The sequence below is a fragment of the Methanobacterium sp. BAmetb5 genome (genome assembly GCF_003491305.1).
Taxonomy (GTDB): domain Archaea; phylum Methanobacteriota; class Methanobacteria; order Methanobacteriales; family Methanobacteriaceae; genus Methanobacterium.
On the sequence record NZ_CP022706.1, the window covers coordinates 1,375,001 to 1,400,000 of the forward strand.

At 42.7% G+C, this 25,000-nt stretch carries 24 protein-coding genes (2 of these 24 cut by a window edge); 15 read left to right on the forward strand and 9 right to left on the reverse strand.

Features of this window, described 5'->3' with window-relative positions:
• Positions 1–405 carry the 5' end (the start) of an anaerobic ribonucleoside-triphosphate reductase gene (nrdD, locus tag CIT02_RS06715; protein ID WP_292610862.1) on the reverse strand. It extends 1,902 nt beyond the left edge of the window, so the window shows 405 of its 2,307 coding nt (coding positions 1–405); the start codon lies at positions 403–405; its stop codon lies off the left edge, out of view.
• Between the two features lie 317 nt (positions 406–722).
• Positions 723–4,049, reverse strand: coding sequence for a DNA polymerase II large subunit (polC, locus tag CIT02_RS06720; RefSeq protein ID WP_292610864.1), 3,327 nt, complete (start codon positions 4,047–4,049; stop codon positions 723–725).
• A gap of 305 nt (positions 4,050–4,354) precedes the next feature.
• Between polC and CIT02_RS06725 the strand changes: the two genes are divergently transcribed.
• The 5 genes from CIT02_RS06725 to CIT02_RS06745 all read left to right on the forward strand — a co-directional run bounded on the left by CIT02_RS06725 (position 4,355) and on the right by CIT02_RS06745 (position 8,803).
• Positions 4,355–4,516 (forward strand): preprotein translocase subunit Sec61beta, encoded by a 162-nt coding sequence (locus CIT02_RS06725; RefSeq protein WP_048072968.1) that lies wholly within the window; start codon positions 4,355–4,357, stop codon positions 4,514–4,516.
• A gap of 182 nt (positions 4,517–4,698) precedes the next feature.
• A complete protein-coding gene (gene purB, locus CIT02_RS06730) occupies positions 4,699–6,048 on the forward strand; it encodes an adenylosuccinate lyase (RefSeq protein ID WP_292610867.1) in 1,350 nt (449 codons plus the stop codon).
• A 159-nt stretch (positions 6,049–6,207) separates the two neighbouring features.
• Positions 6,208–7,125 (forward strand): hypothetical protein, encoded by a 918-nt coding sequence (locus CIT02_RS06735; protein ID WP_292610869.1) that lies wholly within the window; start codon positions 6,208–6,210, stop codon positions 7,123–7,125.
• A 206-nt stretch (positions 7,126–7,331) separates the two neighbouring features.
• Complete coding sequence (locus tag CIT02_RS06740) at positions 7,332–8,231, forward strand: hypothetical protein (RefSeq protein ID WP_292610871.1); 900 nt, start codon at positions 7,332–7,334, stop codon at positions 8,229–8,231.
• Positions 8,232–8,404: 173 nt separating this feature from the next.
• Complete coding sequence (locus CIT02_RS06745) at positions 8,405–8,803, forward strand: DUF126 domain-containing protein (RefSeq protein WP_292614927.1); 399 nt, start codon at positions 8,405–8,407, stop codon at positions 8,801–8,803.
• Positions 8,804–8,972: 169 nt separating this feature from the next.
• Here CIT02_RS06745 and CIT02_RS06750 read toward each other — a convergent pair whose 3' ends face one another.
• From CIT02_RS06750 to CIT02_RS06765, 4 genes are all read right to left on the reverse strand, one after another.
• On the reverse strand, positions 8,973–9,383 hold the full coding sequence (locus CIT02_RS06750) for a DUF5518 domain-containing protein (RefSeq protein WP_292610874.1): 411 nt from the start codon (positions 9,381–9,383) through the stop codon (positions 8,973–8,975).
• A gap of 42 nt (positions 9,384–9,425) precedes the next feature.
• Positions 9,426–9,839 (reverse strand): DUF5518 domain-containing protein, encoded by a 414-nt coding sequence (locus CIT02_RS06755; RefSeq protein ID WP_292610876.1) that lies wholly within the window; start codon positions 9,837–9,839, stop codon positions 9,426–9,428.
• 168 nt (positions 9,840–10,007) lie between these two features.
• Entirely contained in the window at positions 10,008–10,370 is a 363-nt protein-coding gene (locus CIT02_RS06760) for a DUF5518 domain-containing protein (protein WP_292610879.1), read from the reverse strand.
• Positions 10,371–10,430: 60 nt separating this feature from the next.
• A complete protein-coding gene (locus CIT02_RS06765; RefSeq protein ID WP_292610880.1) occupies positions 10,431–10,781 on the reverse strand; it encodes a DUF5518 domain-containing protein in 351 nt (116 codons plus the stop codon).
• A gap of 543 nt (positions 10,782–11,324) precedes the next feature.
• On the opposite strand from CIT02_RS06765, the gene CIT02_RS06770 reads away from it, so the two are divergent.
• From CIT02_RS06770 to CIT02_RS06780, 3 genes are all read left to right on the forward strand, one after another.
• Positions 11,325–12,593 (forward strand): amidohydrolase family protein, encoded by a 1,269-nt coding sequence (locus CIT02_RS06770; protein ID WP_292610882.1) that lies wholly within the window; start codon positions 11,325–11,327, stop codon positions 12,591–12,593.
• A gap of 107 nt (positions 12,594–12,700) precedes the next feature.
• The gene (locus CIT02_RS06775) at positions 12,701–15,145 is read left to right on the forward strand and encodes a heavy metal translocating P-type ATPase (RefSeq protein WP_292610884.1); all 2,445 of its coding nucleotides are present in this window, start codon (positions 12,701–12,703) and stop codon (positions 15,143–15,145) included.
• A gap of 203 nt (positions 15,146–15,348) precedes the next feature.
• Complete coding sequence (locus tag CIT02_RS06780) at positions 15,349–15,495, forward strand: YHS domain-containing protein (protein ID WP_292610886.1); 147 nt, start codon at positions 15,349–15,351, stop codon at positions 15,493–15,495.
• Between the two features lie 550 nt (positions 15,496–16,045).
• Here CIT02_RS06780 and truD read toward each other — a convergent pair.
• Positions 16,046–17,299 (reverse strand): tRNA pseudouridine(13) synthase TruD, encoded by a 1,254-nt coding sequence (truD, locus tag CIT02_RS06785; protein WP_292610889.1) that lies wholly within the window; start codon positions 17,297–17,299, stop codon positions 16,046–16,048.
• Between the two features lie 125 nt (positions 17,300–17,424).
• Between truD and hisF the strand changes: the two genes are divergently transcribed.
• The 4 genes from hisF to CIT02_RS06805 all read left to right on the forward strand — a co-directional run bounded on the left by hisF (position 17,425) and on the right by CIT02_RS06805 (position 20,587).
• Positions 17,425–18,189 (forward strand): imidazole glycerol phosphate synthase subunit HisF, encoded by a 765-nt coding sequence (hisF, locus tag CIT02_RS06790; protein WP_363124166.1) that lies wholly within the window; start codon positions 17,425–17,427, stop codon positions 18,187–18,189.
• A 308-nt stretch (positions 18,190–18,497) separates the two neighbouring features.
• A complete protein-coding gene (locus CIT02_RS06795; RefSeq protein ID WP_292610893.1) occupies positions 18,498–19,280 on the forward strand; it encodes a hypothetical protein in 783 nt (260 codons plus the stop codon).
• Between the two features lie 94 nt (positions 19,281–19,374).
• On the forward strand, positions 19,375–19,839 hold the full coding sequence (locus CIT02_RS06800; RefSeq protein WP_292610895.1) for a helix-turn-helix domain-containing protein: 465 nt from the start codon (positions 19,375–19,377) through the stop codon (positions 19,837–19,839).
• 187 nt (positions 19,840–20,026) lie between these two features.
• Complete coding sequence (locus CIT02_RS06805) at positions 20,027–20,587, forward strand: zinc ribbon domain-containing protein (protein ID WP_292610897.1); 561 nt, start codon at positions 20,027–20,029, stop codon at positions 20,585–20,587.
• Positions 20,588–20,701: 114 nt separating this feature from the next.
• On the opposite strand, the gene ftsA is transcribed toward CIT02_RS06805, so the two are convergent.
• Complete coding sequence (ftsA, locus tag CIT02_RS06810) at positions 20,702–22,042, reverse strand: coenzyme F390 synthetase (RefSeq protein ID WP_292610899.1); 1,341 nt, start codon at positions 22,040–22,042, stop codon at positions 20,702–20,704.
• A 215-nt stretch (positions 22,043–22,257) separates the two neighbouring features.
• Here ftsA and CIT02_RS06815 point away from each other — a divergent pair, with 215 nt between their 5' ends.
• The 3 genes from CIT02_RS06815 to CIT02_RS06825 are packed head-to-tail and all read left to right on the forward strand — an operon-like array spanning position 22,258 to position 24,712.
• Positions 22,258–23,211, forward strand: coding sequence for an ABC transporter substrate-binding protein (locus tag CIT02_RS06815; protein WP_292610902.1), 954 nt, complete (start codon positions 22,258–22,260; stop codon positions 23,209–23,211).
• Positions 23,212–23,231: 20 nt separating this feature from the next.
• Positions 23,232–23,969 (forward strand): ABC transporter permease, encoded by a 738-nt coding sequence (locus tag CIT02_RS06820; RefSeq protein WP_292610904.1) that lies wholly within the window; start codon positions 23,232–23,234, stop codon positions 23,967–23,969.
• Complete coding sequence (locus CIT02_RS06825) at positions 23,966–24,712, forward strand: ABC transporter ATP-binding protein (RefSeq protein ID WP_292610906.1); 747 nt, start codon at positions 23,966–23,968, stop codon at positions 24,710–24,712. The genes CIT02_RS06820 and CIT02_RS06825 overlap by 4 nt, the downstream gene beginning before the upstream one ends.
• Positions 24,713–24,795: 83 nt before the next feature.
• Here the strand turns inward: CIT02_RS06825 and CIT02_RS06830 are convergent, their stop codons facing one another.
• A protein-coding gene (locus tag CIT02_RS06830; protein ID WP_292610908.1) for an HAD hydrolase-like protein crosses the window boundary here: on the reverse strand, positions 24,796–25,000 show its end. The gene runs 485 nt beyond the window's last position; only the last 205 of its 690 coding nucleotides appear in the window; the start codon falls outside the window, past its right edge; its stop codon occupies positions 24,796–24,798.

A 25,000-nucleotide genomic window follows, 5' to 3' on the forward strand; every position in this document is an offset into this window, starting at 1 on the left:
AACTTCTTTCCAAACTTCAGTGGAGATTTTATCCGCCAGTTCCGGGCTGGCACCTGTTTCTACAATCAGTGTTTTCTCGATTTTAGATTTGTCGAAAGATTCTATGGTGTCCCGTGCGGTTCGAACACGTAACTGATTACTTCTAAGATACTTGTCAGCCATTTCTGGATCTACCCTCTTCAGGGAATCATAAACCCACATCTTAATTTCTTTGGTAGTAACCCCATCATAGGCCGCGCCTGCAGCCTGAGATGCGATTTTTTCAGCCGCCCAAAGGGGGGCTCCCGCCATGAAACAGGATTTTAAAATTTTTTCATGACTGAACTTCTCAAATATCCCATTATTCTTCACAACACATGTTTCCGCCTTGGTTGGTATAGCAGCAATAATACGGGCATCCTTCATCCTTTATCCTCCGACTCAACTTTTAAAATAAACAATAATTATGTATTAATTAAATTCATGAAATTCCCCTATAAACCCCCTAGAGGCGTTTTTAATCTACATTATTTTATTTTACTTGTATCTTATATAACTTTCCGATTCCAAACAGTTCTATCCATGAATACTCTTATATTGCAAACTGTTTCCATGATAACCTCACTCCCCTCCATTATAACCCGCCTTGAAGTGAACAGAAATACAATGAAACTCCATTGATAGTGTACAATAACACCATTGTACACTAATCTTGAAGTACCCCTAACCTTGTAGAATCCCTTCTACAAAAACACATCCAGTGAGCTTTGCTTGGATCGGTCACTTTCAAAGAGGGAATGGATCCCTGACTCCAGGAGTTCGATCCTTTGAACAAGATAAGGATCTATAGGGTAACGATTTGCAAGTTCCTTGGATATATCCAGGTATTTCATTACTGAACCTTTGGATATACTCAGTATAAGGTTCCCACCACAGCTGCATTCCCCAGAGAGCGGTATACGGCGGTATTTCTTGTTACATTTCGTGCAACGTACCTTCTGCCGGGCAAAAGCCCTTATGTTTCCCGCCATATCCGGGAGAAAATGGGAATTCAAAACTCCTTCCACCACTCCCTTCTGATCAACAGCACGAATCCTCTCTGCTAACTTGATCTGTTCATCTACCTTCTCTTTCATGGTAGGTAATGTTTTATAGAGACATATCTTTGGCCCCTGATGGATGCTGGATGTCTCGTGGGAGTAAATCAATCCACGGTACTGTTCATCCTTACCCAGTCTTTTCTTCACATTGTCCACAAGATCCACCACATCCGCAGGTTTAACATTCTCCAGAGTTTTCTGATATAACTCTAGGGGAAGTGTTTCCATGGTATCCAGGTTATGGGATTCATCATCGATCTCTTCTGGATCTATACGGGATGAAAGAACCAGTGGAGCATCCATCCGGCCTCCACGGCTGCTGGGAAGGTAGACCTTGGAGAAATTAAGTAGAGCATCCATTAAGAGCATTACTGAATCTTCATCACTGTCACAATTTCGACGCTTAGCCGAGTGGAAGTAGGGATGGGCATAGCAGGCTGCAGCTTTGGTAAAACCTATAATCCTCCCCAGAACACCGGCAGATGTGTGTGGTGCCAGACCAACTGCCAGGTGCCCCACCAGATCCTCTTTGGTTTTAACCTGGTAGAATGGTTCCATTTCATAGAAATTTTTCAGCAGATCATCAATGAAGTGTGAAACACGCACCAGATACTCGGCACAGGCCTCGGATATTACCAGATCCTGTATACGGAGCTCAACTACCTGGTCAGGATTTTTAAGCTCATCCCCGTGGATATCATGAGTGTATCCGATTTCACGAAGTTTCTGGGGACTTACACCTATCTCTCGAGGTATGAAATGAGTTAAAGGCAAATCTGTAGAGTCATGACGTATGGTGGCATCTTTAAATGTATATACTCCATTTTTTGCACGCAGTATTCCTTTTTCCAGGGGTTCTGGAAATTTTTCTTCGGATATCATTCCCTGCACCCCTTTGATTTCATCCAGTTTGCGTACTCCTGAATTTTTATAGGCCTTTCGGAGGAGGTTGGCCAAATTTATTCTCTTTTTCCCGGAACTAGATGGAACTGTACGTGCCCCGCAGACCGGGCAGATGGCCTGCATGGACCCCACACCACACTCCGGATTAGTGCACTTGCACCGGGCAATGTCCACGGTTATGTTACCCTTTTTGGCTGCATCGATAATATTCCTCCGGCTACCCCCATTGGTCCCTATGGGAAACAGGGCATGGGGTGCGGGTTTCATCATTCTTTCCTTGGTTTTTTCCGGCCTTCCTACTCTCCCACCCAGATAAGTGGGTGCTTTAGCCATTATCTCCACTGGTGAAACCTGATTTACAGCCTCCATGGTGGAAATATTATCCTCTGTGTTCAGGGGCCGTGATAATGTGTTGAGAAGAGTATAAGCCTCATCCGGAGCCAGGACAACTTTACCCTCCTGCACACGGTGAGGAACTCCCAGAGACTCCAGTATTCTCTTTTCAGGCCCTGGATCCCGTATCAGACTATCTTCCATATTATGATCATCAATATCCTGGTTTAACCAGGATTGTAAGGCATTAAGGTCCTTTCTGGTTACATCATGATAGAAGTAGGTGTAATCCGGATGGAGGGGGATCTGGTACTTTTTAGATAACTCAAAGGCCAGGGGAGCACTGATTCCTTCCTGAAGATAGCGGTCCAGTTCTGGTCTCTGTCCTTCATCATAACTGTCTGAGTTTTCCAAAAGCTGTATCCACCATTCCTGACACCAGCCAGCGGGTAACAGAGGGTGGTTGTTCCGTAGGAACTCCCCAAACGCCACTAACATGTCACCGAGATAGATTATTTCCACCACCTGCGACCTGATTTTACGGGCTTCCTCCACTGAATCTACATTTACCACGTCACCGTTTCTGAGTTTTACCAATGGCCCGTCAATAGTGTCACAGGGAACCACACAGTTCCCCTTACCTGGCCTTTCAATCTTCATCTGGGTGCCCACTGCCAGAAATTCCACTATTTCCATGGTGGCCGGGTGCACCCCCATGGCTGCCAGTCCAGTGTTGCGTGACCGGCCATATCGTAAACGGAAGCCCCCTCTGGTTTGAGGGTAGGCTAAAACAGGCCGACCGCCGATTATATCCCTCATATATTTGTCATCTATTTTAGTTTCCTCTTTCTTGGATTCTTCATCGGCTTCTTCTGTCTTTTCCACTTTTTTAGTTTTGGAGAACTCATCCAGCCAGTCCCATCCTTCCATATTCAACATTTTGGCGTACTTCAGGACTTTAGGGGCTTTCTGGATAACCCCCTCCACCATGGCCAGAAGGGCACCTCCTCGAAGATGGTTGGTTTCCACACGCTCCAGGTCCCGGTGGGACACTTCCACCTGGTCGGTGGGTTCACCAGTGACCTCCACGGGTATGTTCTTGGCGGCAGTGCGGACCTCATCCGGCGAAGGTGAGTACTGCAAATTGGTTACTTCTGATTCGTAAAGCTCTGCTTCTTCCACGTAACGTTCAATTTCTCCATCAGTGGGTTTGTAAGCATCTAATCCCATACTGTAGCGTATGTAATCGGTGACCAAAACTGCCAGTGCCGAGGCAGTTCCACCGGCACTCCGTATAGGTCCAGTGAAGTACACGGCCAGATACCAGGTCTGGTCAAAGTTTCTTTTTATAGATACTCGGGCTATTCCTTCCAATGGCGCCGCCACGACCCCCTCAGTGATAATAGACAGAGCAGTTCGCACTGCCTGATCAGCAGCCTCTTCCTTTATTTTGAATTGGTCTTTATTTCCAGGGTCAGCTTTCATCACCTCATCTGAGGTGACTATCTCCTTGGCCACATGGAAAGCAACCTCTTCACGGGACATGGTGTCTTCCATGTTCTTAATCTTCTCAGCCACCCCAGGTGGACCCACCAGCCCCTCGACACGTTCAGCCAGGTTTTTAGCAAGGGGTATTTCTGGTTCAAGTTCAATATCATGACCTTTTTTCCGGGCCTCTTCTGCCACCTTATAGGCCTTTGTTGTGCCTTCTTCCAATGTTTCAAAGTATCCCATATTAATTCCCTGATTTTTTATATTAATTTAAAATAATAAACCCATAAAGACATCTGGAGTTATATTTAAAGATTATAATCTGATAAAAATACGATCCAAGCCCTGCACACCCCAAACATCATTTAAACTCTACTAATGGTAATTGATCCTGTGATAATTTATACTTAATGTCAAGAACATTCCCCCCTTTACCACTATAAATATAAGGCGGTAAAAATTAAGATAGATATTATAAATATTTTGATGAATAAAGTGAATCAAGTAGTAATTATTATTAAATCAAGATCAAATTAACGGTGATTCCAATGGCAAAGAAAGAAAAAAAATACCTTCCCCCCAGTGGAGCAGGTCTGGTAAGGTACTTTGAAGAGGAAACCAAAGGCCCCAAGCTCAGCCCGGAACAGGTAGTCATAATGACAGTAATCCTGGCTGTTTTCTGCATAGCCCTCCGGTTTTCATATTCCTAAGGCCACATCACAACCTAGTTTTGGGAGTTAGGCCCATTTTGATGCTATGCAGAGGAGTAACATCTATTTACTCCCCTGATTAATTAAGGCCTAAAATTTTATTGGTAAAAGTTTTTTTAAAAAGAATTTATTGGATTTTATATTTTAAAAGAGTTTAAGTAGATTTTAAGGAGTTTTAAAACATGGCTATTCACCCCATTGAATTTCGTTATGGAACCCCAGAAATGAAAAAAGTCTGGGAAGCAGAGAATAAACTTCAGAAAATGCTGGAAGTTGAAGCAGCCCTGGCCGAAGCCGAAGCCCAAATGGGCCTGGTACCCCAGGAAGCCGCCCAGGAAATAAGAAATAAGGCTAGCACCCAGTATGTGACCAATGAAAGAGTGGCAGAAATTGAAAAAGAAACCAATCACGATATTGCCTCTATTGTAAAAGCTCTGGCCGAGGTATGTGATGGTGAAGCTGGAGAATACGTCCATTTTGGTGCTACTTCCAATGACATCATTGACAGTTCCCAGTCCCTTTTACTCCAGGAGTCTATTAATATTATACAGGATAAAATCGCCCGTTTAGTGAATATAGTCCTGAAACTAGCTGACGAAAACAAAAAAACAGTTTGTATAGGTAGAACCCATGGACAGCACGCCCTACCCACCACCTACGGGATGAAATTCGCCCTGTGGGCAGATGAGCTCCACCGACAATACGAACGATTGGAATCCTGTAAAGGACGGCTTTGCGTGGGTATGATGACCGGAGCTGTTGGTACCACTGCCGCTTTGGGTGAAGATGGATTGAAGGTCCACCGTAAGGTTTCAGAAATACTGGGACTCCCGGCGGTGCTAATTTCCAACCAGGTGGTGCAACGGGATAATCATGCTGAATACATTATGAGCCTGTCTAACCTGGCCAGTACCCTGGATAAAATTGCCCTGGAAATTCGTAACCTGCAGCGTACTGAAATCAAAGAGTTAGGGGAAAGTTTTGACCCTGAAAAACAGGTGGGCTCCAGTACCATGCCTCATAAAATGAACCCCATCACCGCCGAGAGAATCTGCGGAGTATCACGGATTATTAAAGCATATCCTTCACCTGCACTCCAGAACAACGCATTATGGCATGAAAGGGACCTTACTAATTCCTCATCGGAGCGGATCATGCTCCCTGAAGCATCCATTCTCACTGATTACATACTGAACCTGACCATCCGTTTGATGGAAAAACTGGTTTTCTACCCGGAAAACATAGAGAGAAACCTTAACTTCACTGGTGGACTTATCATGGCCGAAAGATTCATGTCTGAACTCACCATGAAAGGAATGGGCCGGCAGAGCGCCTATGCGCTGGTCCGTAAATGTGCTCTGGAAGCTAACCAAAAAAATATCAGTCTGAAGGATGTGGTTCTCCAACAGGAAGAGATAAAGGATTATCTGAGCCCCGCAGAAGTGGAAAAAATTATGGACCCCCACACCTACCTGGGATCTTCAGTACAGATTGTGGATAATGTTCTGGAAAAATCAAAGGAATGGTTTTAACCATTCTTTAAAATAGAACCTATTCAGGATAACCCCTATTTTTCCCTTATTTTTTTTTATTTTTTCATATTTTGCTCCTTTTACACCTCCGGTAACGAAAATTTAATATAATACCAACAATAAACACTATTGATACTTATTATAAAGGGAGGTGAAAAAATGGTCGATATCAAAGAAATTAAACACATCCGAGCTGCACCATTCACATTGATGACCTCTTCAATACACGCCATTCTAGCCTTTATCGCAGCAATTCTTGTTATTCTATTCTTCGGGACAATAGCAGCACTCATACCGGGTATGAGCATGTTCGCTGGTTTCATAACCGTGTTAGGATTATCAATAATTATCCTATGGCCTTTAACCTCGTTCTTCTTCAACATAGTTTACGCCTTTATTCTGGCATTACTCTACAATCTCTTAGCACCCAGATTAGGAGGCATAAAACTAGGTATGGAAGGAGAAGTAGTTAAATCGATTCCAGTAATGTCTTTCGCCCTGATACTATCAGTTATAGTCGCTATTTTAACATTCTTAACCGGTCTCTACATTGGCCTGGCAGGTAGCTCAGTGTTATCACTGGTCAGCGGAGTAATTCCAGTTGCCGCCAATTTAGCCGCCAATGCAACCAACGTTACCAATGCAACACTACCAACCGGTGGAATGATGGCTGCAATATCCGGCATTTGGGCCCTATTCTGGATCATCATCATGCCCATAGCCATGTTCATCCTGACTTTCATTGCCTACGCACTATTCGCCGTATTCTACAACATCATAATACCCAAGGTCGGTGGACTAAAACTCATATTCGCCGAAGCAGCCAATGGATTCGAGTTAACCAACATTCCAGTGGTACCTGCCGCACTATCCATATCCATGGTAATGGCAGTCTTAGGGGCAATATACGGATTAGTAATGGGCATAATGACCGGAGATGTTGTATTAGCAATAATCTGGCTCATAAGCTATGCCATATCCTGGTTCATAATGTACTTCATTATGATTGCACTGGCCACAGTATTCTACAACGTCTTACAGCCCAGAATCGGTGGAATCAAATTGGTACTGGAATAACACCCGAAAAAATTATTTCCCCCATTTTTTTATTTTTCCCAAAAAATCCCTAAATAACAATCCAACTTTTTTTAAAGAATTTTTAAGAATGCAAATTACAGTGGGCTCAGTGAACACTCCCTTCAGACTAATAATAGATTAATAATAAATAGAATAACCATAATTATAATAAATTTAAATAATTTTACATTGGGAGGTTAATTTAAATGGAACAATTAAAGGAAATAAAATCTGTAGCTATCGTACCCTTCACTCTGATGTCCTCTTCAATATCAGCAGTTCTAGGACTTATATATGCAATAATACTAATTTTAATACTGGGAGTAGTGTCTGTTTTCCTACCAGCCGAAGCCAGTTTAATTTCTAGCCTTATGGCCACCATGGCTGTGGCTTTGATACTGGTTTTACCTGTGGGATCTTTCCTATTCAGTGTTGTATCTTCATTTGTTACCGCGCTACTCTACAACTTACTGGTGCCCAAAATTGGTGGTATTAAGCTGGGAATGGTTGAGATGAAAGAAGTTAGGTCCATCCCAGTAATACCAGTATCTCTCATGTTATCCCTCATTTACACCATTCTCACCTTTTTAGTGATGTTGGTAGTAGCCCCCATCGTGGCCGTGTCCCTACAAGGTGCTGCATTAATATCAATCAGTGCCACAGCCGCCACGGGATTAGAGGGTTTAAGTGCCCTGGGAATAATTGGAATTATTATCATGGTCATTGGAATACCCATCCTGGTTCTGATATGGTCCTTCATATTCTCAGCCATCAGCGCCATCCTGTACAACATCCTGGCCCCTAAAATTGGTGGTGTGAGGCTGAAATTCTCCTCAAAAACTGGAAACATATTCGAAATCAAAAAAATACCCCCACTACCCCTGGCCATAATAACCACCGTGGTGCTAACCATTGTAAACTTCATATTCGCCATACCCGCCTTAATCAGCTACGGCATCGCTGGAAATTTCGCAGGAGGATTAGGCTACTTCTTAGGGAACATTGTGGGGTCATTAATATTCACATTCATAATTTACTCCATAATGGCTCTCCTGTACAATTGTCTGAGGCCAAAAATTGGCGGAGTAGAATTAGAACTGGAATAAACAAAACAGAAGGTTTCAAATCCCTGGATTTAAGATCCACAAAAACTTTCCCTTTTTTTCTTGAATTCTATTTTTTTATTAAATATGGAAATATTAAATGTGGAGAATTATTAAGGTGGAAAACCAATGAATGATTGGAAAATAAAAAGGAACAGTATACCATGACTTCTCGTATTATCAAATGTCGTAAAATTTCACGTGGCCAGGCCCAGGGAAAAGTAATAATTTCCAGTGACCCTCTGAGCTTTCTGGGTGGTGTTAATCCCCAGACTGGAGATATAACCGATAGACAGCATGAACTCTACCAGCAGAATATCAGTGGCCAAATTCTGGTGATCCCCTCAGGTAAGGGTTCCACTGTGGGGTCCTACGTGATCTATCAAATGGCCAAGAATAAAACTGCTCCCCTGGCTATTATTGCCCTGGAAGCAGAGCCCATCATTGCCACTGGAGCCATAATGGCCAGTATCCCCATGGTTGACCAGCCAGAGGAGAATGTTCTTAAAATCTTAAAAAAAGGCAACCGAGTTGAGGTTGATGCCGACGCAGGGATTATTAAGATCCGGGATTAATCCCTAAAAATCATGCTAAAAAAATTGCCAGGTGAATGTGGTTAAAAGTTTAGGTTGAAAGTCTTAGGTTGAAGTCCAATTTTGTTAAAAATCCAGTTTATTCTAAAAAAAATCGAAAATAAAGGATTGATTCCCTATCTTAACCAATCCTTGATCTGGGGTAAATCAATTAATTTTCAATTACTTCTTTTCTACCATTTTCTCTGATTTCGGCCCCTACAAAGCCTCCTACCAGGCCCAGAACTCCTCCAATAAATATGGCCAGTACAGTGAAGAATACACCGGCTATTACGGTAATGGCACCAGCAACAACTCCGACTTGGGCAAATACTAGACCTATAATGGCACTTAAAGCCCCGAAACCAGCTATGAAAAGGACTCCGATTATAATTCCCCCAATGATTCCGGTCAACGCACCTTCTACTGGTGCATCTTCTTTCTCTCCACGTCCAATGTAGGTTGCCACCATACCCCCTACCAGAGGGCCGACGAAGAACAAAGGAAAGACAGAAATCAGGAGCACCAGGGTTAAAACTGCGTTTATAATGGAACCTACCCCCACTGCTTTCCAGTCCACCACTAAAATCACCTCTTCCTATATTTTAAGATATTATCTTTACCATTATTCCTTTTTCTCAGTTTGTTCCGGGGGAACTTCCTCAGAACCTGGTTCTTCTGATATTTCTCCATAATCTCGTCTTGTTTTTATAACCGAACCGATAATTCCACCACCCAAACCTAAAAGGACGTATATGGGTATTAATAATAAATAAAGAGTTATAAGAACACTGACTATCTCCTTAGAGAAGCCGTATATAGCATATATCAGGAGAATATAGATTACACCGGTTAAAAATCCCACCACAGAACCATGCATTGCACCATTCTTCACGTTCTCATTTACCAGATATCCGACTACAATGCTGGCCACTATCATGGCTATAATACCGCCAATAAAAGGCAGGACCAGCCCAAAAAGAAAGACCAGGACCAGGGCAAGGACTGTTCCAATGATAATATTTTTTTGATCGATCATGTTTAAACCTTCAGTAGTACACTCATTAAACAGTATAAATTTTGTTATTCTGTCCTTAAATAAATTTAACGAATTTTTCATGAAAAATTGGAATCTATATAAAAATAAAGGAACCCAGTGTGAAAAATAAAGAAAAATAGGGGGAAGTTCATTAAACTGTGAACTTTTCTATGCTTCTCCTTTTATTAAAGCACCTACGGCCCCTCCAATGGCCATCATGATCATGACCCCGAAGAAGGCTATAAACAGGACCAGTGAAGTCAAAGTGGCTGCGGCAAATCCTATTAATCCCAGGATAAGGGTTCCGAATATGAGCAATAGAATGGACAATATAATAGCCCCGAATAAACCGGATATCGCTCCATTAGCTAACCCATTACCGGCACTTCCACCGGCCATGTAACCGACCACTATTCCCGCCAGGAGTAAACCTATAATTGAACCCACTGCCGGTATAATCAGGCCAAAAATGGCCCCTAATATTATGGATAAGATGAATCCTACGATTACTGCTCCCCAGTCAATGTCCATTTATTTCACCTCTTGTAAAAATAAAAAAATAAATAAAAAAAAAAGAAAAATGGTGTTTTTCTATTCTCCTTTAATTGCGGCTCCTATGGCTCCGCCTATGGCACCAATGATAGCTTCAATTATGATGGCTATGATCAGTGCTAATATGCCGACACCTACTCCAGTCAATCCAGCAACAGCTCCACCGATGATCATTAATATAATTCCGGCGATAATACCTGCTACCACTCCGACGAGTGCTCCGTGGATAGCTCCGTTGGTGTAGCCACCACCCACAGTGTAACCAACATATATGGTGGCTATGAGGTAAGCGATTATGCTCCATCCTGGGAGAATCATGTCAATGATCAATCCCAGTACTATTGCAATTACCAAACCGATTATAACTGGAGTCCATTTAACTTCAACCATGCTTTTCACCTCCATAAAAGCATTATTATTCAACAACTTTGTCTTAAACCAGTACTGTATTGCCGTGAAGTTATAGAAATGTAATAAGAACTACTCAATGGTACCTAAACAACAAAAGGCAAACCATTAATACCACTGTTACCATGAAAATCACTATGCGCTCAAGTTTTTCGCGGCAAGTAAACTACACTGGGAAAAGAAGATTTTGATTAGAACCACTAGTTCAATTTGCGCCCAATTTCACCCCCTTCAAATTAATATTTATTATATCCCTACCATGTCCTTAATATTATTTTCTTTCATTTTAAAGATAGACGAACCAAAAGAAAGTGTATTGCCCACAACTGAAAGAAGCCTCACAAATAATAATGAAAAAAATCCAGAACCGCACTTAATTTTCTCCTAGTATTCTGTATTTATTTTTTAGCACACCTTTCCAGATAAAAATAAGACCCATAACTTACAATAATCACTTACTGGCCACCAGGTCAAAGAACCAGAAAAAAAATTTAGATTTAAAATCTCAAGAATTGGATTATACTAATGAATCAGGGATTAAGTCGGAAGGACGGTGCAATGATGTATTTATTCATCCATAATGGGACTCTTATAGATGGTAATGGCGGGAACCCCCTGGAAAATGCCGGAGTTTTAATCAAAGATCAGCAGATCATAGCGGCAGGCGTTGAAGATTCCATTAAGCCCCCCCATGAGAAAATCAAATATATTGATGCTCAGGAAGGATTTATACTCCCGGGCTTCATTGACTGCCATGTCCACCTGATGTTCACCGGTTTCCGCTTTGAAGATCCCCTATTTACTCCTTTATCATTATATTTCTACCAGGCCACAGTTAATCTGAAAAAAACACTCCATGCCGGGGTTACCACTGTCCGAGATGCAGGTATGGCAGATTTTGGAGTTAAAACTGCCGTGGAACAGGGTATAATCCCTGGCCCCCGGCTCCAAATCAGCATCATGCCCCTTTCTGTAAGTGGGGGGCACTTCGATCTGCAACTGAAATCTGGCCACCAGGTTAAAACCACCTACCCAGGACTACCCAAATCAGTCTGCGATGGTAAAGAAGAAGTTCGAAAAAGGGTTAGAGAAGTTTTAAGGGCTGGTGCCGATGTGGTCAAAGTTATGGTAACTGGGGGGGTTATAAGTGCCAATGATAGTCCAGAGCATCCACAGTTTACCATGGAAGAGTTACAGGTAATAGTGGAAGAAGCATCTTTCCGTGGTCTGGGAGTTATGGCCCATGCCCATGGATCTCAGGGTATAAAAAACGCTTTGAAATCCGGCATCCGATCCATTGAACACGGGACTTACCTGGACCCCGAATGTATTGACCTGTTGCTGGAAACTGATTCCTGGATGGTGCCCACCATGCTGGTGCACAAAATAAACCTGGAAAAACTGGAAGCAGGAGAGCTCCCTGAATACAGCCAGGAAGATACCAGGAATGTTTACTATAAAAATCAGGAAAGTGTGCAGAGTGCCTTAAAGGCCGGGGTTAAGGTAGTTATGGGGACTGACAGTGGAATTGGTCCCCACGGACAGAATCTGCGAGAACTGGGACTCCTCTGTAAAGCAGGTATGGAACCCATGGAAGCGTTACAGGCTGGTACCAAACATGCCGCCGAACTCCTGGGATGGCAGGATAAGATTGGTACCCTTGAACCCGGAAAACTGGCCGATGTGGTGATCTGTACCACCAATCCCCTCACTGATATCCAGTCACTGGGAAACCCGGATAACATTCCAGTGGTAATGAAGGAAGGGAATATATTTAAAGACATTAAAAGGTAGAAAAATGGTTTTAAAGATGTCTAGAACCATGAACCCAGAATATTCATAGATCAGAGGGAAGTTAAAACATACAAAATAGAAACATGAACTCCAAAGGCAGGATTAACATGGCAAATTCTAAAAAAAAGGCTGAAATCAAGATTTCGGGTATGCATTGCGCCTCATGCGCCCTTAACGTTGAAAAAACCCTGCAGGGCTTGGAAGGGGTGGAAGAGGCCCAGGTTAACTTTGGTACTGAAAAAGCCACGGTGGAGTACGATCCCGAGAAGGTAGAACTACAGAAACTTGAAAAGTCAGTGGAAGAAGCAGGTTACGGTGTGGTTAACCAGCAGGTGGTTATCAAGGTGGGAGGCATGACCTGTGCCATGTGCGTGCAGGCCATTGAGGGAGTTTTGAAAAAGATCGATGGAATCAGCCAGGTGAACGTGAACCTGGCGGCAGAAAAAGCCTACGTGACTTATAATCCCCAGATGACCAGTGTTACGGAAATGAAAGAAGCTATTGAAAATTTGGGATACGAATACCTGGGAGTGGAGGGAGAACTGCAGGAAGACCAGGAGGAAAAACTCCGTGAAGCAGATTTGAAGGACAAAAGGAATCGCTTCATTGTGGCCTTTGCTTTTTCCATTCCGTTAATGGTTTTAATGTATTCTGGTATCATGCTACCCTTTAATATGAGTTACTTCATGCTGGCGGTTACTATCCTCCCCTTTATCTATGTTAGCTATCCTATTTTCTCGGCTGCTTACCGTTCTCTCCAGAATCGCAGTTTAAACATGGATGTGATGTATTCCATGGGTATAGGGGTGGCTTTCGTCTCCAGTATTCTGGGAACCTTCGACATAGTACTCACCCCCGAATTCATGTTCTACGAGACGGCTCTGATGCTGGCTGGTTTCCTCATGCTGGGCCGGTGGATGGAAGCCCGTGCCAAAGGCCGTACTGGTACCGCAATCAAGAAACTGATAGGTCTCCAGGCCAAAACCGCCCTGGTCCTACGTGAAGATGGAGTTGAAACCATGGTTCCTGTGGAAGATGTGATGGTGGGAGATACTGTACTGGTCAAGCCCGGAGATAAGATACCCGTGGATGGAAAGGTAATTTCGGGTGAAAGTTACGTTGATGAGTCCATGATCACCGGTGAACCCATTCCTTCCCTTAAAATATCAGGTTCTAGTGTGGTGGGCGGTACCATTAACCAAAACGGGGTTTTGAATTTTCAGGCCGAAAAAATCGGTAGAGACACTGTTTTGGCACAAATTATTAAGCTGGTGGAATCTGCACAAGGATCCAAGCCACCAGTGCAGAGAATAGCGGACCAAGCTGTTACTTATTTCATCCCCACTGTCTTAACCGTGGCTATTGTGGCCTTTCTTGTATGGTATTTCCTTCTGGGAAGCACTCTTCTTTTCGGACTCACTGTACTGATATCCATTCTGGTGGTAGCCTGTCCCTGTGCCCTGGGTTTGGCCACCCCGACGGCAGTTACCGTTGGAATAGGTAGAGGGGCCGAACTGGGGATTCTGGTTAAAAACGGGGAAGCACTGGAAATATCAGAAAAATTAACCACATTTCTTTTTGATAAAACCGGGACACTGACTAAGGGGAAACCAGAGGTTACCAACCTCATAGGAATTACTATGGATGATAAGTATTTATTAGAACTGGCCGCCAGTGTGGAAAGTAATTCACAACACCCCCTGGCAAAAGCAATTGTCACCAAAGCACGGGATAACGATCTCAACTTACATAAGGCTGAAGAATTTAACACCTTCGGAGGTAAAGGGGTTTCAGCCAATGTTGGCCGGAAAAACGTGCTTATTGGGAACAGAACTTTACTTAATGATAATGGTATCCCCATTCAGGATACAGAGGAAGAGATAATTTCGAAACTGGAAGAAGAGGGTAAAACTGCCGTCCTGATGGCAGTGGATAATCTTCTCTCTGGTATCCTGGGTGTGGCCGATACTCTGAAGGAGAACACCCCTCAAGCCATAAGCGAACTTAAAAAAATGGGACTGGAAGTGGTCATGATAACTGGGGACAATAAGAGGACTGCCAAAGCCATTGCCAACAAGATAGGCATAGATCAGGTGATGGCTGGAGTTTTACCCGAGGATAAATCTGCAGAAGTTAAACGGCTCCAGGATAAGGGGGAAGTGGTGGCATTTGTGGGGGATGGCATAAATGATGCCCCGGCCCTGGCCCAGGCCGATGTGGGAATAGCCATTGGTGGTGGTACTGATGTGGCCATTGAAAGTGGGGAGATCGTTCTTATCAAGAATGATTTACTGGACGCCGTGGCCGGGGTTCAGCTTTCTAGCAAGGTAATGGGGCGTATCAAGCTCAATCTATTTTGGGCATTCGCTTACAATGTAATCTTGATACCAGTGGCCGCAGGATTACTTTATCCTTCATTTGGGATTACTTTCCGGCCAGAATATGCGGGTCTGGCTATGGCTCTAAGTTCCGTGACCGTGGTGACCCTTTCCCTCCTGTTAAAAGGATACATGCCCCCCTCTAAGAAGTTAGAATTATCTGGGGGAGATTAGTAACCAAAGGTGGTCCTGATCAAAGTAAAAGAAAAAATATTCTCTTAAAAAGCCTTAAAAATCTTTAAAAAAGAATCAATAGTAGTTCTTAAAAAGAAGTAATTCCTGAAAAAAAGATTAGCTCTTAAAGAGATAGTTCTTAAAAAATAATAACCAGGAACTCCAGATAGAATTGAAGCAAATAATAAATGGGAGTGATGAATATGGCCGTGGATCCTATATGTAAAATGGATGTGGATGAGAAAAATGCAAAATGGGTCAGTGAATACCAGGGGAAAAAATATTACTTCTGTGCCCCAGGATGTAAAAAACAGTTTGATGAAAATCCTGAAAAGTACGCAGAAGAATAGGAAACCATTATATTCTTCAAAAACCTTTATTTGAAAAACTTTAACTTTTCTAAATAATACTTTAAATTATTTTTAGATTTAACTCATTTGAGAAACATTGAACTAGTTTTAGAAACTTGAACTTATCTTACGAAAAATTATTTTAGATAAATTACTGAGGGGGCACCCCTCAATTTGAGGGGTAACTTAACATATAACTCCATATTCCATGTGGCTTTGGTAAGAGCATGGGAGAAGTAAAATGATTATTAAAAAAATGGTACATAGGACCATAGTTTTCAAGGCTATGTTTTTTAGCACATTCAGGTATTTAAAATGGATAAATTTCCACTACCCCGATGTAAAACATTGGTAGTGAAAAACATCTGTTTTTCTATTTTTTCTGATTAAATTTGTTGTAGACCATTAAAAGCAGAAGGGCTAGGACCATCCCTCCAATAGCACCTAAAATAGCGTTTAAAACATTCAATGTATCTTACTCCCCAATAAACGTTTATTCCTGAACATTTCAACTATTATTAGAGTCTCTCGGACTATTTTAAGAGTTTCCTCAATAGACATCTTTCTTCATAACCTCTCGAAGAACACTGGTAGCGTAGCAACCTTTGGGAATGGAAAAACTCAACATTACTCCTTCTTCCATTGCCTCGGCAGCAACATCCCATATCCTGAACCTCATGGCCCGGCGTATGCCATGACTGCCCAGTTTAGGCATCGGAGGTACCTCGAAATCATCCAGTTTAAGGTTTTCCTCATCCAAAATTTTCTGTTCCATCTCTCCCAGCTTACCACCGGCCAGGGGCACTTTACTGCCGTAAAGAGGTGAGGAAGGATGGGCCTGGAAGTTCTTTATCTCCTGATTAATTTCTTCCCGGGAAAATTCATGGATCAGGTGTTCTTCGTTGTCGATCAGAATATCCCCTTCCACATACTGGTCAATGCCCAGTTTACTGCGTTCACTGACTGCCCGATTGAACAGATAGGACTGATACGCGTGGACAAACATCCGGCTGAGGGGTTTGGGAAGGCTCAGCAACGCTCTGATGTAAGAATTCTCAACCAGTTCGCCCCGTTTATTTTTTTCTTTAATGAGGGTACGTAACATCATTTTTTCATATCTCATTCCACTGGGCATTGATTCCAGGGATTCTTCCAGTTCTCCCTGGTCATACAATCTGCGGGCTTCCTGAATGTGTCGGGGCTCGGTGTCATAGGGATGGCCAATGTAGCGGTCCACTGCATCCTTAACACCTCCCTTGATCAGGGCTTTACCCACCAGGTGAGTGTTGGGCCGGTCCTTACCGAAACGTTGAAATCCATAATAATTGGGTACTCCCCTTTTTTCCAGTTCATTAAGGATTTTTGTTGCTTCCTGAGCTGCTGGTTCAGTTTCACCCACATCGCGCACCATTAAACGAAACTTGTTTCCGATCAACTGCCCCATACGTAATTTCTTCTGGTTAGGAACTATGTTGATTATTTTAACATGATGGAGCTTATCTTCCAGTCCCTGAAGTTCTTCAGGGGTTTTATTACTGATACAAATCCATTGTCGAGTTATTGCCCTTTTATCTTTCATTCCCGCGAATCCCATCTGTTTACGGTTGATTTTAAGTTCCCGGGCAATATCCAGAACAACATCCAGAGTGGTTCTACCGTTTTTTTCAATCCAGATCCAGGTGTTGGGTCCCTCACCACTGGGTGGAGTTTCCGGGATTTCTTCCACGTAAAAATCCTCATTTATGGTTCGGATTTCGCCCCCAATTCCTTTCTGAGAAGTTATGTAAGTTTCTGCGTTTAACATGATGATTTACCACATTTTTCTTCTTAAAATATCTGTATAAAAATAAATTATATCCGATCTCACCTTCATTTTTTTTATATGCAGTTAAGATAATAATCATATTGCCTTTGAAGGGGGAATGTATGATGACTAATGTAAAAATTATGCCTTGTCTGGATATGAAAGATGGTCGTGTAGTGAAGGGTATTCATTTTGTGGATTTAAAGGATGCGGGTGACCCCGTAGAAAACGCATCATTATACCAGGATGAAGGTGCAGACGAACTGGCTATGCTGGATATTGCAGCCACCGTGGAAAACCGTAAAACACGTCTGGAATGGGTCCAAAATGTCTCGGGAGTTATTGATATCCCCCTCACAATGGGTGGGGGGATCGCCAGTATGGAAGACATTGATCTCACTTTTAAGGCCGGGGCAGATAAGGTATCCATGAACAGCGCCGCAGTTAAAACCCCGGAACTAGTAGGGGAGGCTGCCCATGAATACGGTAATGAACGGATTACAGTGGCCATTGACGGATGCCGCAACAGTCAGATGCCTTCGGGATTTGAAGTGGTGGTCTCGGGAGGAACCAAAACCACGGGCCGGGATGCTGTTAAATGGGCCAAAGAATGCCAGGAATTAGGTGCTGGAGTAATTCTCCCCACAAGTATGGATGGAGACGGTACTCAAAATGGATATGATCTGGAATTCACTAGATCAATTTCTGATGCAGTTAATCTTCCAGTTATTGCCTCGGGAGGAGCAGGTAAACTTTCAGATTTTAAAGATGGTGTTTTTGAAGGAGGTGCATCAATACTCTTGGCTGCCTCAGTTTTTCATTATCGTCTGCTGAGTATTGGAGAAGTTAAAGAATATCTGAAAGAGAATGGAGTTGAAGTCCTGATTTAGGTTCTAAATTTAATAAATTAGGGCAATGGTATTTGAATTAGATATGCCAACTCACCTGGCAAATTTATCAACCTTTTTTTAAAATATTTTTCTGTTCCTATTTTTTTAAAAATAGAACCTCAACTAATTAATTTGAATTTTATAAACTGTTAAAAATGCATAAATAGGCTTTATCCTCATATTCATGGAGTAATTAAGATTAATTAATTGTTTAAGTAATTTAAACTAACTATTCCGTCCACTTTAGTCCCATAAGAGTATAGTTTATATATAGCCAGGGATAGACATCTTTCCAATGGGGCGGTGCAGTGAAGGCTAAATTTACGGTTTTGAAAAGGAAGATAGAAGGTCTAAAAAATAAAATAAGGAACCATCCACACCATCAACTCATTCTAGGCATATTTACAGTTTTATGTTTATTCATGGTAATGATTCCCATCTATAATGTTTATTCTGCAGAAGAACCTTCTCCAACACCCATCGTGACCTGCGTCGTACTGGGAAATGAATCTTATGGAACTGTTGCTAAAATGGGACCCTACGGGAACGTTAGTTCTCCAGTGAAGGTGGCTTACATACTGGGAGAACATCCCCGTGAACACGTTGCCCACAAATCCATAGGAGAAAATATCAGAGAGAACTCCAACTCTCTAAAATACTGTTATTACATTTATTACATTAACGTCACCAAATATGCTTCTGATTTTTCAAAAGGGAGAATGAACGGGCAAGTACTTTCCAATAAATACGTGGTTCCGGATATTGCCCAGGAAAGCTTCTCCCTGGCCATTGACGTTCACGGTACAGATGGAGAATACTCCAAAAGGGTGTTTTTATTCACCCCCATACCTAAGGGCACCTCACTGGACATCGCCCATAACCTAACTAACCTGGTGGAGGGTGTTCCTTACTATTCTGCACCCAACCCCAGTAGCACTACCTATACTACCATTCCCTTAATCAAGAAAGGAGTTCCGGCTATTGTTTACGAGTCATTCACTGCCCAGCCCTACAATTTGGTGAAGGAACAGAATAGAAAATTCATTTTAGGGGTGGATGAACTTAATCTAGAGGCTAATCCCTGTTATTAAGATAATAAGTGACTATCCCTATGGGCTTAAGGTTAGCAAACCTATAAATATGAAGCAATGATTAATGTGTAATTGATACACATGGTGAATTATTATGCCTAAACATATTGCATCCGGATTAAAGTACCTGGCAGCGGTGAAGCTACGAGAACAGGGTTACTTCCAAAAAGATATTGCCGAGAAGCTGGGAATGGACCGTTCAACTGTTTCGCACTATTTAAATGGTAGAAATCTTTCCTGGAGCTCAATTGAAGTTGCTGAAGCTGTAACCGGTTGCTGTAACCGTGACTTTTTATACATGACCTATTCTCTCACTGGAAATATTGATAACACCCGTACAATTGTGGGCATACTCGTAGAGGACGAATTCCAGGCCAAAGTTAATGATAGCTGTATCGGGTGTGGAGTGTGTGTGGATGCCTGCCTCATGAACAACATTTCCATCAAAGATTTAAAATGCAGTATAGAAACCGCAGACTGTTGTGGTTGTTTAGAATGCCAGTTAAACTGCCCTACTAATTCTATACAGGTTTTAGAAGTTGAAAACTTTAATAAATAATCTACTTACTTCACTCTATCCCACTCTTTTAAAACTCCTCTTAATTATAAATGGTTTAAAACGATTTCCACCACACAAAGGGGAACCGGACAGCCACCAGAGAACTATTACCATAATAACATAAACATAAATATCCTCAACCATAAAAAATTAAAATAACTGTTTTTCTAAAAAAAGGGTGGATAAGATGATTTGTCCTAAATGTAGACATGAAAATCAGGATGACGCCGCTATCTGCGAGTTTTGTGGTGAAGCACTGAAGGTTAAACAACCTCCTAAAAAGTCTGATAGCGAAGATGATGATGGATTTTCCATTGAAAACCTCAAATTAATTTCTGTAGGAATTATAATCCTGTTCATAGTTACAGTTGCCCTACTGTGGCCCAATACCCAGGTGAATATAAATAGTACTGATTCTTTCCTTTCCACCCAGGCATCCTGGAATCAGATCGCGGTTTACAATGGAACTTCGGATGATGTAATGTCCTTTCAGATTAAAGGGAAAAAAATGAAGGTTTATCTAACTGCCCAGCCCTTATCTCCAGAAACAAGTTTAAAGTGCCAGATCTACGGATCCAGTGGAGGTACATCGGGCGATGATCTGACCTGGAAGGGAGGGGATACGTCTCCCAAGACCATGAGTCTGCAACATCAAACCAGCCCGGGAAATTACATGGTTAACATTGATATCCCTGATTTTCCTGCTAATCAGGTGCAGTGGACTGTGCAGGTATTTGATTATTATTAATCCCCTGGTAACAGTATTTAAATTTAAAACAGGACCCAATCCAAGGGCTCAATATTCCCTGCACCTAATTTTCCACCTACCACTTACCGGGAAAAAATAACTGCCCATTTACTCTCAGCGACGATCAACCAAACGCTTGGGCCTACCCCTGATCTTATAAAATTCAAGACCTTCCGGTTCAGTAAAATTGAAGCTAACGTTAAATAAACCATCGTGATATGCTTCAGATAGGGCAGGTTTATATTCCAGGAATGATTTAAGGAAATTCTCCTCCACCAGTTCCAAATTACGGTCCGGAGTATCCTGGCATTCCACACTCACCCGGAGGGTAACCTCGGACTCATCCCCATACAAAAAGGCCTCGTATTCTCCAGTGAGATAATCCATATTCTCTGGCTGAAAAACCCCTTTCTCAATATCCACACGGTTAAATGGTGAGCCCAGAACCCATACTGTTTCGGCTTCCCTTTCTGGATTCAGAATGCGCAGGTGGGTGCGGCCACAGGGACATTTATCACGGCTGACCACCACCGTGGTGTCCTCAGTATCATAGTTCAAAAGTAAATTCCCGGATTTGGCTCCAAGCGGCAGTAATGTGGTTAGAACTATTCTACCGCATTCCCCTTCCACTACAAAGTCTTCCATCTGGGGATTGTACACATCGAGGTGCACCATATCTTCGGGAACATGCAACCCTACCTTTTCCTTACATTCTCCACACATGGTTCCCTCGGTGCTACCGTAGGTGTTGTAAACTGGAACACCCCATAACTTCTCCACATAAGCACGGGACTCCTCTGCAAAACTTTCACCTCCAGCCACCAGCCTTTTAATACTGGAGTCATGTGGATCTAATCCTTCTTTTTTCATCCGGCGGGCCAGGCGTATTAATTTAAAAACACTGCCCACGATTCCCGTAGGTTGATAATGTCTCATTATGCGCACGGGAAAGGTGCACTTACCCGTGGGTATAATGGTCATGCCAATTTTCTGGGCAGCCAAGGTCATGGTGTTGGCCCCGACATTCATGCCGTAGGAAGCACAGACCACCACCCTATCACCAATCCCGAAGTTCTGACTGACAAATGAGCGGGAGTACTTCTCTGCATACCGGTTCCAATCTTCCCAGGTTAAAAAGAAGGACTTGGGAGTTCCACTGGTTCCACTGGTTTCATGGATGGTGAAGACCTCGTTCCAGTCAATGCTTTTAAACTCAAACTCGTTGGTGGAGGGTGGTTGATGTTCACGGACTGTTTTTCCAGATATTATGGGCAGTTCACGTAGATCTTCATGTTCCCTGATATTTTCTGGTTTTATATTGTTTTTTCGGAACCATTTCTGGTAAAAAAGAGAATTATCAGCAGCATACTTAACCGTGTAACGGATGCGTTCATCTATCAGGGCATCTAATTCATCTCGAGGCATAGTTTCCATTTCTTCCCGGAAATAATCCATTGAAAGTCCCCCGTAATTTTTAGTTCCCAAAAGTGGAAGAGTAGTAGTTATTCTATTAGTGCCCACAAACTTAATAATAATTGTGAACCATACCCTGCATGTATCCAAAGATCACAAAGGGCCCCAGTGTAACTGTAGAGGAACCCTCAAGAACGAGCATAAATTATGAAAAAATAGATTCAGAAACTCCCAGTACATTATAAAATAGGAGACCCATGAAGGCCTATAAAATCATTATTCTATTTTTGGTAATTGTACTCCCTATTTGGGGTGCATGGGAATTTATGGACCAGCAGGACCCCAATGCTATAAAGGTAGGATATTTACCCTGCGACCACAGCGCCGCCCTATTTGTGGCTAAAAACAATCAAACCTATGAAAAAAATGGTTTAAAAGTTAAAACCACACAAATTAGCAGTGGATCTAATATCGTGGATGCTGTGGCCAGTGGTGATCTGGACATCGGCTACGTGGGGATAACCCCCACCTTGCAGGGGATAAGTAAGGGGATCCCCATCAAAGTCGTAGGGGCAGTCAACCTGGTGGGTAGTGGGATTGTGGTTGAACCCAACTCACCCATTACCAGCCCGGCAGATTTGAAAAATAAAACCATAGCCACTCCCGGTGTTAGCTCCATTCAACAGGTCCTATTAATGTATGAATTGCAAAAATACAACATTACCCCCTCAGACGTGGACATAATATCCATGAATGTTTACAACATTCCTTCCACCCTTGCCGCCCATAAAGTGGATGCCTACATCTCTTACGAACCTTTCGTATCCATTGCACCATATATGGGAATTGGTGAAGTGTTGGTATACTCCAATGATATAATCGAAGGCCATCCCTGCTGTGTGATAATCACCAGCGAGAAATTTATAAATGAACACCCCGATGAACTGCAAAAATTTCTGGAAATCCACCAAAACTCCACAGAATATGTTAGAACCCATCCCAATGAAACTGCAGAGATGGTGACCCAAGAGTTAACCACCAACGACAATGTGGAGACTATGTCCCTCCAGCACATCATATTTGTCTCCTCCATAGATAAGGAATTCCAGGATAATGTTTTGAGGTTCATGGCCCTTGAAAATAATATGGGATACTTGAAAGAAAACCTTACATCTGATGAAATATTTGATACAAGCTTTTTAGGTGGTTAAACCGTGTTAGGTGATTATGAATGAGGAAAATATTAGTTTCATCCCTATTACCTATGGCCATAATTATAATCTGGGCTATTTTAACTTCATACACTGGCTTAATACCCTCTTACTTCTTACCCAGCCCTTCTGAAGTTTTAGAATCATTTGAATCCCTTCTTATTAATGGGCAACTAATTGCCGATACCTCCTTAACATTGTTAAGGGTTATATCTGGTTTACTGGTTTCGGCAGTGGTGGGCATTCCCCTGGGTATCTTAATGGGATGGTCCAAAACTGCACATGATCTTTCCAGTTTATTGATTGGTGTCCTTAGACCTATTCCCCCTATCGCCTGGATACCCTTTGCTATTTTATGGTTCGGTGTGGGTTTAGAATCAGCCATTTTCATAATATTTGTGGGTAGTGTTTTTCCCATACTCATCAACACCATGGACGGAGTTAAACGAGTGGATAAAGTCCTCTTAGAGTCTGCTTATACTCTGGGAGCCAGCCAGTTCCAGACACTACAGAAGGTGGTGATACCTGCTTCTCTACCCAGCATCATCACAGGATTGAAGGTAGGTGTGGGTGTGGGTCTGATGTGTACCGTTGCTGCCGAGATGATAGGGTCCAATAGTGGCCTGGGATACCTGATATTCACTTCCACCAGCATGTTAGACACTGGCAGTGCACTGGTGGGGATGTTGATCATTGGAATTATAGGATTGACTGCGGATTATCTTTTCAGCAGAGTGGAGAAGGAGGTGAGCTGGTGATAACCCTGGAAAATGTTACTAAAAGTTTTACCCCCAATGATGGCGGGAAACAGTTAGCCCTGAATCCCATTAACCTTAACGTTGCAGAAGGGGAGTTTCTGTCCATAGTAGGACCATCGGGTTGTGGAAAGACCACCCTACTCCGGATGATAGCTGGACTGGATTTTCCCACCAGTGGCCGCGTTCTGGAGGGCGAAATTGAGATAACTGGGCCCAGCAGGGAAAGGGGTTATGTTTTTCAGCAGTACTCCCTGTTCCCCTGGCGTGATGTCCGGGACAATGTGGCCTTTGGTCTGGAAATGGAAGGCCTGGAAAAAAAAGAGAGGTACAGTAAGGCCAGAGAATATCTGAAACTGGTTGGTCTGTCCCCCTACGAAAAAAGTTACCCACGGGAATTATCCGGGGGCATGAAGCAGAGGGTGGCCATTGCCCGTTCCCTGGTTAATGATCCTCATGTGCTCTTGATGGATGAACCCTTTTCTGCCCTGGATGTCCAGACCAGACACAAACTCCAGGAAGAACTGGTAAGGATATGGAGCCAGGAGCAGAAGACCGTGATTTTCGTGACCCATAATGTTGATGAAGCTGTTTTTCTGGCTGATCGAGTAGTGGTGCTTAGTCAACGCCCTGCAACCGTGCTGAAAACATTTGAAATCAACCTAGAACGGGTTCGTGACCGTTCTGCCCCTGAATTTTTGGATCTTAAAAAAGAAATCACCAGTTTACTGGAAATTGACCTATGACCATTATTATATTAACTAAAACCGGCATTAACCCTCCCATTAGGAAGATAATAGGCATTTGGAGAGATAGGTTCTTTGATGAATTATTTTCCAGTGATTATTCCCAGAACTCCATCCACATCTTCCAAGTTTTCCAGAACAAAATCAGCACCAGCTTTTTCCAGTTCAGGGATAGAATATCTTCCCGTGGCCACAGCAACGGTGTGCAGGTTGAATGGTTTGGCTGCCGCCACATCACGTGGTGTGTCCCCAATAATAAACACCTGATCCCCCTGATATCCATATAAA

What these genes read in the sequence shown, in the direction of transcription:
- polC (WP_292610864.1), bottom strand. Translation starts at nt 4,049, where the DNA reads ATGGGATACTTTGAAACATTGGAAGAAGGCACAACAAAGGCCTATAAG.
- CIT02_RS06725 (WP_048072968.1), top strand. Translation starts at nt 4,355, where the DNA reads ATGGCAAAGAAAGAAAAAAAATACCTTCCCCCCAGTGGAGCAGGTCTG.
- purB (WP_292610867.1), top strand. Translation starts at nt 4,699, where the DNA reads ATGGCTATTCACCCCATTGAATTTCGTTATGGAACCCCAGAAATGAAA.
- CIT02_RS06735 (WP_292610869.1), top strand. Translation starts at nt 6,208, where the DNA reads ATGGTCGATATCAAAGAAATTAAACACATCCGAGCTGCACCATTCACA.
- CIT02_RS06740 (WP_292610871.1), top strand. Translation starts at nt 7,332, where the DNA reads ATGGAACAATTAAAGGAAATAAAATCTGTAGCTATCGTACCCTTCACT.
- CIT02_RS06755 (WP_292610876.1), bottom strand. Translation starts at nt 9,839, where the DNA reads ATGATCGATCAAAAAAATATTATCATTGGAACAGTCCTTGCCCTGGTC.
- CIT02_RS06760 (WP_292610879.1), bottom strand. Translation starts at nt 10,370, where the DNA reads ATGGACATTGACTGGGGAGCAGTAATCGTAGGATTCATCTTATCCATA.
- CIT02_RS06765 (WP_292610880.1), bottom strand. Translation starts at nt 10,781, where the DNA reads ATGGTTGAAGTTAAATGGACTCCAGTTATAATCGGTTTGGTAATTGCA.
- CIT02_RS06770 (WP_292610882.1), top strand. Translation starts at nt 11,325, where the DNA reads ATGAATCAGGGATTAAGTCGGAAGGACGGTGCAATGATGTATTTATTC.
- CIT02_RS06775 (WP_292610884.1), top strand. Translation starts at nt 12,701, where the DNA reads ATGGCAAATTCTAAAAAAAAGGCTGAAATCAAGATTTCGGGTATGCAT.
- CIT02_RS06780 (WP_292610886.1), top strand. Translation starts at nt 15,349, where the DNA reads ATGGCCGTGGATCCTATATGTAAAATGGATGTGGATGAGAAAAATGCA.
- truD (WP_292610889.1), bottom strand. Translation starts at nt 17,299, where the DNA reads ATGTTAAACGCAGAAACTTACATAACTTCTCAGAAAGGAATTGGGGGC.
- hisF (WP_363124166.1), top strand. Translation starts at nt 17,425, where the DNA reads ATGACTAATGTAAAAATTATGCCTTGTCTGGATATGAAAGATGGTCGT.
- CIT02_RS06800 (WP_292610895.1), top strand. Translation starts at nt 19,375, where the DNA reads ATGCCTAAACATATTGCATCCGGATTAAAGTACCTGGCAGCGGTGAAG.
- CIT02_RS06805 (WP_292610897.1), top strand. Translation starts at nt 20,027, where the DNA reads ATGATTTGTCCTAAATGTAGACATGAAAATCAGGATGACGCCGCTATC.
- ftsA (WP_292610899.1), bottom strand. Translation starts at nt 22,042, where the DNA reads ATGGATTATTTCCGGGAAGAAATGGAAACTATGCCTCGAGATGAATTA.
- CIT02_RS06815 (WP_292610902.1), top strand. Translation starts at nt 22,258, where the DNA reads ATGAAGGCCTATAAAATCATTATTCTATTTTTGGTAATTGTACTCCCT.
- CIT02_RS06820 (WP_292610904.1), top strand. Translation starts at nt 23,232, where the DNA reads ATGAGGAAAATATTAGTTTCATCCCTATTACCTATGGCCATAATTATA.